This window comes from Microvirga sp. P4_G7 (assembly GCF_056401005.1).
Map to the genome: position 1 here is coordinate 1 of NZ_JBFUKD010000084.1, position 9075 is coordinate 9075.

10 protein-coding genes and 1 other RNA gene are annotated in these 9075 nt (G+C 62.2%); 7 read left to right on the forward strand and 4 right to left on the reverse strand.

Annotated features, from left to right (window positions below; all coding sequences use genetic code 11):
* From AC1DT3_RS06250 to AC1DT3_RS06265, 4 genes are all read right to left on the reverse strand, one after another.
* A partial coding sequence (locus AC1DT3_RS06250; RefSeq protein WP_477464387.1) for an N-acetylmuramoyl-L-alanine amidase occupies positions 1-487 on the reverse strand: 487 nt, incomplete at its 3' end.
* A gap of 5 nt (positions 488-492) precedes the next feature.
* Entirely contained in the window at positions 493-1218 is a 726-nt protein-coding gene (locus tag AC1DT3_RS06255; protein ID WP_477464388.1) for a TerB family tellurite resistance protein, read from the reverse strand.
* 84 nt (positions 1219-1302) lie between these two features.
* Positions 1303-1578, reverse strand: a complete 276-nt coding sequence (locus AC1DT3_RS06260) for a hypothetical protein (RefSeq protein ID WP_477464389.1) — start codon at positions 1576-1578, stop codon at positions 1303-1305.
* A gap of 112 nt (positions 1579-1690) precedes the next feature.
* On the reverse strand, positions 1691-2089 hold the full coding sequence (locus tag AC1DT3_RS06265) for a glycine zipper domain-containing protein (RefSeq protein WP_477464390.1): 399 nt from the start codon (positions 2087-2089) through the stop codon (positions 1691-1693).
* A 134-nt stretch (positions 2090-2223) separates the two neighbouring features.
* Here AC1DT3_RS06265 and AC1DT3_RS06270 point away from each other — a divergent pair, with 134 nt between their 5' ends.
* The 7 genes from AC1DT3_RS06270 to AC1DT3_RS06300 all read left to right on the forward strand — a co-directional run bounded on the left by AC1DT3_RS06270 (position 2224) and on the right by AC1DT3_RS06300 (position 9073).
* Positions 2224-3156 carry a transglycosylase SLT domain-containing protein gene (locus AC1DT3_RS06270; protein WP_477464391.1) on the forward strand — a complete coding sequence of 311 codons (933 nt, stop codon included), beginning with the start codon at positions 2224-2226 and terminating at the stop codon, positions 3154-3156.
* 43 nt (positions 3157-3199) lie between these two features.
* Positions 3200-3584: RNase P RNA component class A (rnpB, locus tag AC1DT3_RS06275), an RNA gene on the forward strand.
* Positions 3585-3902: 318 nt separating this feature from the next.
* On the forward strand, positions 3903-4400 hold the full coding sequence (locus tag AC1DT3_RS06280; RefSeq protein ID WP_477464392.1) for a division/cell wall cluster transcriptional repressor MraZ: 498 nt from the start codon (positions 3903-3905) through the stop codon (positions 4398-4400).
* The gene (rsmH, locus tag AC1DT3_RS06285; RefSeq protein ID WP_477464393.1) at positions 4397-5443 is read left to right on the forward strand and encodes a 16S rRNA (cytosine(1402)-N(4))-methyltransferase RsmH; all 1047 of its coding nucleotides are present in this window, start codon (positions 4397-4399) and stop codon (positions 5441-5443) included. Before AC1DT3_RS06280 ends, rsmH begins: the two co-directional genes overlap by 4 nt.
* Complete coding sequence (ftsL, locus tag AC1DT3_RS06290) at positions 5440-5835, forward strand: cell division protein FtsL (RefSeq protein WP_477464394.1); 396 nt, start codon at positions 5440-5442, stop codon at positions 5833-5835. The genes rsmH and ftsL overlap by 4 nt, the downstream gene beginning before the upstream one ends.
* Positions 5835-7604, forward strand: coding sequence for a peptidoglycan D,D-transpeptidase FtsI family protein (locus AC1DT3_RS06295; RefSeq protein WP_477464395.1), 1770 nt, complete (start codon positions 5835-5837; stop codon positions 7602-7604). Before ftsL ends, AC1DT3_RS06295 begins: the two co-directional genes overlap by 1 nt.
* Positions 7604-9073 carry a UDP-N-acetylmuramoyl-L-alanyl-D-glutamate--2,6-diaminopimelate ligase gene (locus tag AC1DT3_RS06300; RefSeq protein ID WP_477464396.1) on the forward strand — a complete coding sequence of 490 codons (1470 nt, stop codon included), beginning with the start codon at positions 7604-7606 and terminating at the stop codon, positions 9071-9073. The genes AC1DT3_RS06295 and AC1DT3_RS06300 overlap by 1 nt, the downstream gene beginning before the upstream one ends.
* The last annotated feature ends 2 nt before the right edge of the window (positions 9074-9075 follow it).

A 9075-nucleotide genomic window follows, 5' to 3' on the forward strand; every position in this document is an offset into this window, starting at 1 on the left:
GCCGCTCCCAGGGAAACAACTCACCTGGATCGAGCTTGCGGCCGGGTGCGACATCCGAATGACCGAGCACACGTTCTGCCGGAATGCGCCAGCGTCGCACGAGATCGCCGGTCAGCGCGATGACGCTTTCGATCTGTGCGTCCGGAAACGGGACGGAGCCGCTGGTATGACCGGCATTGGCGATCTCGATTCCGATCGAGGCCGAGTTGATGTCGACATCACCATTCCAGCACGAACGGCCCGCGTGCCAGGCGCGTCTGATCTCCGGCACCATTTGCAGCACGCGTCCATCCTCGAACACGAAGTAATGGGCGGAAACCTGAGACACGGGATTGCAAAGCCATTGCAGCGCCTCGGTCTCGCTCGGCAAGCCGGTGTAGTGCAGGATCAGCATGTCTGGACGGCGGCCGTCCTTTCTCTCGCCATGGTTGGGCGAGGGAAAAACCTTCGCTGCAACGGGGCTCTCGGGAGAAAGGGGCGCGCTCATCGATCCTACCTGAGATTGCGTTCGGCCGCGATGCGTTCCCAAGCGGCGTTGATCACGGCGAGACGATCGGTGGCGATCTTGACCGCTTCGGGAGGCAGGCCGCGGGCGATTTCGCGATCCGGATGGTTGTCGGCGACAAGCCGCCGGTAGTGCCGCTTCAAATCCTCGTCGCTCATGCCGCGATCGGCTTTGATGATCAGATAAGGATCATCGCGCCGCCGAACATGGCGCGCCGTGATGCGCTCGAATGCAATATCCGAGAAGCCGAAGATCGTCGCAACGTCCTTCAAGTATGAGAACTCAGCCTCGTGCACTGCGCCGTCCGCCTTGGCGATATGGAATAGACCGTCGAGGACGTCTTCCAACAGCTGCGGCTCGTCCTTGAACAGCTCGCTCAGTTGGCGCGCGTAGGCTTCAAAGCCGTCGGTCGTGGATTTGGCCAGATTGAAGAGGCTCTTGACGCGCTCGTGCTCGTCCGGTGGTACATCGACCACCTGTTCGAATGCTTCTACCTCGCGATCGACCACAACACCGTCGGACTTCGCCATTTTGGCGGCCAGTGCGACAAGACCCGTCGTGAACACGAGGTCACGCGGGGGCGCTCCGAAAAGAGCTCCCTCCCGGTCAACAAGCATGTGTCCTGCAACGCCGCCCAAAAGGGCGCCGATTGGCCCGCCAAGCGCTAGACCAATTCCCGCGCCGCCGAGCTTCCCCCAGATCGAATGAATCATCGTGTCTGAGTGGTATGCGCAAGTTCCGCCAAAAGAAAAGGGCCGAGATTGCTCCCGGCCCTCAAATTCATCTGTTTGCGACGATTAACGGCAATAGAGATTGCCGTAAACGTCCTGGTAGGTGCCATACGGGCATTGCGAACGCGGTGCCGTCGACGCGCCGACGATTGCGCCACCGGCAGCACCAATGGCTGCGCCAGCAAGTGCGCCGCCGGCCCGGCCGGTTGCCGCGCCACCGATCGCCGCGCCGGCGAGACCGCCGATCGCTGCGCCGCCAACGGCACGGTCTGTCGGGGTGTTGCAGGCCGCCACCGATAGGGTGAGAGCACCAGCGGCGATTGCGGAGATGATTTTCTTCATGGGAGACTTCCTCTTCCTCAGCGACCTTACAACTGCATAAAGCGTGAGCGGTATAGCTTGGCCTTACTGTCTCGCCAACTTTTTCCTAGACGATCGGTTCCATCCAAGCCGCCTATGGCTTGCAATATTCTTGGCCACGTAGCGTATAAGTCCCATACCGGCAGATCGGTTTCCCGTAAGTTGTCGGCGGCGTCGCGACAACCGGCGCAGACCTCGGTTGAGAATGTTGCACGGGCGGTGCCAATGGTTGCGCGTAAACCGGCGCCGGCGCCGGGATCGGCTCTTCGAGCATCTCGGGCTCGGGCGTCGTTGCAGCGCCGACGATGGCGCCACCGGCGGCGCCAAGCGCAGCTCCCGCCAAAGCGCCGCTTGTTCTCCCCGTCGCAGCGCCTCCGATGGCGGCGCCGGCCAGGCCGCCAATTCCGGCACCTCCAAGTGCACGTTCACCCGGTGAACACGCGGTGACGGCCAAGGCGACGAAACATGCGAGGAATACAGCAATACATTTCATCACGATCGTCCTTTGCAATACGATATATCATATCATTAAACGCCTCATATGTGGCCCGAGTCTCGATTCTGTCAAATCATCGCCTCATTTCGCCGCCACCGAACACACTTCGGACAATTGAGGCAGGTGAGCGAATGACGTGGCAGCATGTTTTGAGGGTGGTGATGGTGGCCTTTGTCGGCGCAATCGCCCTTGCTCTTGCTTCTCAGGCACGGGCCGAGGGAGGCGAGGGTGCGAGCGTTGTCGCCCCTGAAGCCGCGCTTTCCGCCACTGAACAGACGAGCGTCGCCGACGCGACCGAGCAAAGCGTTGCCGATCAGGTCGCTGTCGATGAGCGCGCGGCTGATGAAAAAGCCGCCGAGCCTGCTGCGGGGAAGGCGGCTACGAAGCAATCATCCGCCGGCTCGAAGGTGAAAAAGTCCGAGGAGCGCATCGCGGCAGCTTCGAAAGGTGAGCCTTCCAGTTCCGGGCAAAAGCCGGCGACGGTTGTCAAAACGAATGCGTCGACGGTGAGCGTCGCCATGGGAAGCGTGGCCGCCGTTCCTGCGAAGAAGGCCGAGGCTAAGAACGAGCCGAAATCGGTTCAAACTGTCGCCGCCGCTCAGGGCAAGGGTTCGGACGAAATCGAGGCCATTGACGAGGCGGCGGAGGTTCTCCCGAAAAATGCGCGCGCACGGGCCGAGGCTCAACGAACCCAGGCGCTGAAACCCCTCGTGCAACGCTACGCGCTCGAAAACAAGCTACCCTTCGAGTTGGCCGACGCGGTCATTCGCATCGAAAGCCGTTACAATACTGCTGCGCGGAACGGGCCGAACATCGGTCTCACCCAGATCAATGCGACGACGGCTCGGTCCCTCGGTTATGAGGGCGGAGCCAACGGCCTGAACGATGCGGAAACGAATCTCCGCTACGGCCTCAAGTATCTCGCGATGGCCTATCGTCTCGCCGGGGGCGACACGTGCGGTACGATCCTGCGCTACCAGTTCGGACATCGGACGGTGACGATGACCAAAGCCTCGCAGAAATACTGCGCGCGTGTGAAGACGATTATCGCCTCCGCCAACTGACTGGCMTTGACGCGGACCTCCCTTCTGCACCACATCGGCGCTGTCAGCCGGCTGGGCGGCCGCTCCGAGTTCGCTCGGGGAGGAAAGTCCGGGCTCCATGGAAATACGGTGCCGGATAACGTCCGGCGGGGGTGACCCCAGGGAAAGTGCCACAGAAAGCAGACCGCCTCATGCCCTCGGGTCTGAGGTAAGGGTGAAAGGGTGCGGTAAGAGCGCACCGCGGACGCAGTAATGCGCACGGCACGGCAAACCCCACCAGGAGCAAGACCGAATAGGGACGACAGGCGTCAGCCAGGCCTATTTCCAGGCCGGTCGTCCGGGTTGGTTGCTTGAGGCGGTCGGTAACGACCGTCCCAGAGGAATGGCCGCCACGTTCGAGGCTGAAACCTCGGGCCATACAGAACCCGGCTTACAGGCCGGCTGACACCATTATTTTTTGCGGACAATCCACCGGATCCACGGGGCGCGAGCACCTAAATCGTTGCTGCGCTTACGATTCATTAACCGTAACCGATTCTGATGGCGGAGGCGGGCAAGGGTCCGCCATACCGCCCAGCTCCGTTGACGCCCATATTATCCCATGTTATCCCAAATCATCCCGTCGACGATGCTTCGCGAGGCGGTGCACTCAGGCCGTCATGGCTCGTGGTCACCGGCTCATAAGGAGGCGCAGGCACTGCTGAGGGGATGCGGCGGAATCGAGGAATTCGCCGCGGGGTCGACAATGAGGAGCAGTCGAACGGCCCATGGATCGCTTCGTGTCCAATTTTACCAATCGATTGGACTCGAAGGGGAGGGTTTCCATCCCGGCGCAGTTCCGTGCCGTGCTGGCGCGGGACGGGTTCGAGGGCCTCTACGTTCACCCGTCGCTCGATGCGACGGCCCTGGATGCGGGTGGCAACGTGCTTCTGAACGAGATCGACGCGTTTCTGTCGACTCTGTCGCCCTATTCGGACGAGCGGGATCATCTCTCGACGGCCTTGTTCGGCACGAGCGAGATCCTGAAGGTCGATCCGGAAGGACGAGTAATCCTCACCGAGTCAGTAAAAGTTCACGCCGGGATTGCCGACACGGTTGTGTTTGTCGGTCTCGGACACAAGTTCCAACTTTGGGAACCAGAGCGTTTTCGTGTGCACTTGGAGGAGGCGCGCTCGAAAGTGCGGGACCTGAAGAAGGTCTTGGGAACTCGAATTGCGGAGCCTCGCATGTTGCAGGACATCCCACCAGGAGGGCGGGGGCAATGACGGAACGCGGCGACGGCCCGGCCGGAGCCGCTGGCGGACCATCCCGTCACGTTCCTGTGCTCCTGGGGGAAGTCTGCGAGGCGCTCGACGTCAAGCGCGGCGGCCTGTTTGTCGACGGCACATTTGGCGCTGGCGGATATACGCGCGCCATTCTCGACGGCCATTCCCGCAATAGCGTAATTGCAATCGATCGTGATCCGAACGCCATCGCCGCCGGCGCCGCGTTGGTCGAGAAGATGAAGCGACGCCTGGATCTGGTCCACGCCCGGTTCGGCGATCTCGACGAGATCGTCACGAGCCGCGCGCCGGATGGCGTGGACGGCGTCGTGCTCGATATCGGCGTGTCTTCCATGCAGCTCGACGAAGCGGATCGCGGATTCTCATTCCGCAACGACGGTCCCCTCGACATGCGGATGGAACGGGGCGGCCAAAGCGCGGCCGATCTCGTCAATGAAGCGTCGGAAGCCGAGCTTGCGGACATATTCTACCATTACGGCGAAGAACGACGGGCACGCGCCGTAGCGCGCGCGATCATCGAAGCACGCCGCAAGGCTCCGTTCGAGACGACGCGGCAGCTTGCGGATCTCGTCGCAACGTTGATCTGGCAGGAACCGGGTGGCGTCCATCCGGCGACCCGGATATTTCAAGCGCTCCGGATCGCGGTGAACGACGAGCTCGGGGAACTCGTTCGCGCGCTTCACGCGGCGGAACGGATCCTGAAGCCGGGCGGGCGATTGGTCGTGGTCACGTTCCATTCGCTCGAGGACAGGATCGTCAAGCAGTTCTTCGCAGCCAGGACAGGGCGCTTGAGTTCCGGTTCTCGCCATTTGCCGATGACGGCRCAGGCACAACCCACTTTCGACGCGCTCACCCGCGGGCCGATCGTGGCATCGGACAGCGAGGTCGCGCGCAACCCACGCGCCCGCTCCGCGAAACTCCGGGCTGGCATTCGCACGGAAGAGCCGGCGCAAGAGCCGTTGAGCGCCATCACCATGCTGGCTGAATTGCCGCGTACGGCGGAAAAGCGGGGAGGGCGCCGATGATCCGGTTCCTGCACATGATCGCCATTACGGCGCTGATCGCATCGGCCGTCTATGCTTACTCGATCAAGTACGAGACGCTCTATTACGTCGAGCAGGTCGCCAAGCTGAAATCGCAATCCCAGCGTGAGCGTGATGCAATCGCTGTCCTGCAGGCCGAATGGCAGTTTCTGAATCGGCCAGACCGGCTGCAGGCTGCGGCGGAGCGTCACCTCGACCTGCAGCCGATGGCAATTCARCAACTGGCACGGCTTTCCGATCTCCCGACCCGTCAGGCTCGTGAGGATCAGATCGGCCGCAAGCTTGAAGCGCTTGGCCTTCTCGAACCCACGTCGACGCCCAAGGACAAGTCGGCGGAAGCGCGTACGCCGACGACCCAAACCCCGATACGGTGATGCCTGTGCCCCACGTGTCCGACATCGCTCAACAGCCGAAAAAGACGCCGCCGAAGGGTGGATTGTTGTCCCACGTCCGCGAGCTGTTTCGCCTTCGCGTCGACAAGAGCACGGCACGCGTCGGCCTCGTGACATTGTGCTTCACGGGGCTGTTCGCCACGATTGGCGGGCGTCTCGTCTATCTCGCCATGACGAGCGACAACACCGGCAGCGTCCGGTTCGCAACCTCTTCGGAAATCTCCGCGGCGCGTCCGGATATTGTCGATCGCAACGGCGATGTTCTGGCCACGGACGTGAGAACGGTTTCGGTCTTCGCAGAACCGCGCAATATCATCGACAAGGATGAAGCGGTCGAACTTCTGACCGCGGTCCTTCCCGACCTCAACGCGCGGGAACTGCGCGACAAGCTAGGCACGAAGAAGGGCTTCGTCTGGGTCAAGCGCGAGATCACGCCGAAGCAGCAGGCGGAGGTCCACCGCCTCGGCATTCCCGGCGTCGGGTTCCTGCCTGAGAACAAGCGCGTCTATCCGAATGGGAATGCCGCGGCCCACGTGCTCGGCTTTGCGAATATCGACAACGTCGGCATCGCCGGCATGGAAAAATACATCGACAGCCAAGGTCTTCAGGATCTGAACGGCGCCGGGTTCAACATCTCGTCGACGGATCTGAAACCGATCGAACTCTCCCTCGATCTGCGCGTTCAGCATGCGCTTCGCGACGAGCTCGAAAAGGGGATGGCCAAGTTCAAGGCCAAGGCGACCGCAGGCGCAGTGCTCGACGTCAACACGGGCGAGATCGTCGCATTGGTGTCCCTGCCGGATTTCGATCCGAACAACCCGGTCGACGCCCTCGAAAAAGATCGGATCAACCGGATCAATGTCGGCGTGTTCGAGATGGGTTCGACCTTCAAGGCCCTGACGACGGCCATGGCGCTCGATTCAGGCAAGTTCAACATCAACTCGTCCCTCGATGCGCGATCGGGACTGCGTTACGGCAAGTTCACCATCGGTGACTATCACCCGACACGTCGCGTTCTGACGGTGCCCGAAGTCTTCATTCACTCGTCCAACATCGGCACGGCGCGAATGGCGCTGGGCATCGGGGTGGAAGGGCATAAAGCTTTCCTACGCAAGATGGGCCAGTTGACACGGCTCGAGACGGAGCTGCCCGAGAACGCTCTGCCGATCGTGCCGCCGCGTTGGGGTGAACTCAACACGATGACCATCGCGTTCGGCCACGGTCTCGCCGTTGCGCCGCTGCAGGCCCTGATGGCCGTGGGCGCTCTGGTGAACGGTGGCGCTCTGATCACGCCGACTTTCCTGAAGCGCGACGAAGTGACCGCGCGCGCCACCGCGATGCAGGTCATCAAGCCCGAGACGAGCGAAGCGATGCGCTATGTGATGCGCCTCAATGCGTCGAACCCGGCAGGTTCCGCATCGACCGCGGCGATTGCCGGCTATTTCGTCGGCGGCAAGACCGGCACCGCGGAGAAAGTCGTCAACGGGCGCTATTCGAAAAACAAGAACCTGACCACGTTCACGGCCATCGTGCCGGCGGACAAACCCAAATATGTCTTCCTGACGATCGTCGACGAACCAGTCGCCTTGCCCGAAACMTACGGTTTTTCGACGGCGGGTTGGAATGCGGGCCCGATCACCGGCAACGTCATCGAGCGCGTCGCCCCGCTTCTCGGTATCCCGCCACGCTTCGAAGCGCCGCAGCAGCCGTTCCCCCTGATGTCGCGGTTGAATGCTTGGGGGACGCGTTGATGACGTCGCGCAGATCAACGCTCGGTGATTTGATCGCGGAGGCGCAAAACACGCCAGTGGCGGACGTCGCGGTGAGCGCAATCATAGCGGACAGCCGGAAGGTGGTTCCGGGAGCGTTGTTCGTCGCCGTTCCGGGCACCAAGGTTGACGGTATGTCGTTCGTTCCCCAAGCGATCGCGGCAGGCGCTGTCGCCGTCGCCGGCGAGGATACTCGACCCGACGACTTGTCGCCATCAGTTGCTTACGTGCAAATTCCGGATGCCCATCGCGCCGTCGCGCTCGCCGCCGCGCGGTTCTATCCACGGCAACCTGAAAAGATCGTCGCGGTGACGGGTACGAGCGGTAAAAGCTCCGTGGCCGATTTCGCGCGTCAGCTGTTTGCCCGTTTGGGACACCGCTCGGCGAGCCTTGGCACCCTTGGTGTCATCACGTCCGACGGCGCCGTGTATGGCTCTCTGACGACGCCTGATCCGGTCATGCTGCACCAGACTCTCGATCGGCTGGCAGGTGAGGGAGTTCATCGCCTTGCCATGGAAGCTTCGTCTCATGGGATCGATCAGCGTCGTCTCGACGGCGTTCGCCTTTCCGCTGGCGGTTTCACCAATCTGGGGCGTGATCATCTCGACTATCACGCGACAACCGAAGCTTATGCGGCCGCGAAGCTGCGCCTGTTCGATACGCTCTTGCCGGACGATGCGCCGGCCGTCGTCAACGCGGATGGTCCGTTCGCGGACGTCTTCCTCGAAGGCATTCGCCGCCGCGGCTTGAAGACGCTCACGACCGGGCGCAACGGATCCACGATCCGTTTGGTGGATGCACGACCGCATGGTTTCGCCCAGAGGCTGACGATCGAGGCGTTTGGCCAAAGGGTAGAAGTCGCCCTCCCGTTGCCAGGCGAGTTCCAGGTCGAGAATGCCCTGCTGGCGGCAGGGCTCGTCGCCGCTATCGAGGGCGAGGATCGTATTCGCGATATCTTGGCTGGCTTGGCCGACCTCGTCGGCGTTTCGGGACGGCTCGAACGCGTGGCCGAGATCGACGGTGCATTGTGCGTCGTTGATTACGCTCACAAACCGGATGCACTGGCGCATGTGCTCGATGCACTGCGTCCGTTCACGACGGGGCGTCTCATCTGCGTCTTTGGTTGTGGTGGCGATCGCGATCGTGGCAAGCGCCCGCTGATGGGACGTATCGCCTCCGAAAAGTCCGACATCGTCATCGTCACCGACGACAATCCACGTTCCGAAGAGCCGGCCGCGATCCGGGCCGAGATCATGAAAGCCGCGCCTGGCGCCCGTGAAATGGGCGACCGTGCCGCCGCCATTCGCGTCGCCGTCAATGAGCTGCGGGCAGGCGACGTCCTGGTTGTTGCCGGGAAGGGTCATGAAACGGGCCAAATCATCGGCGACCGGACCTTGCCCTTCTCGGACCAGGATGAGGTCCGGGCGGCGATTGCGGAGAGGCGAGGATGAGC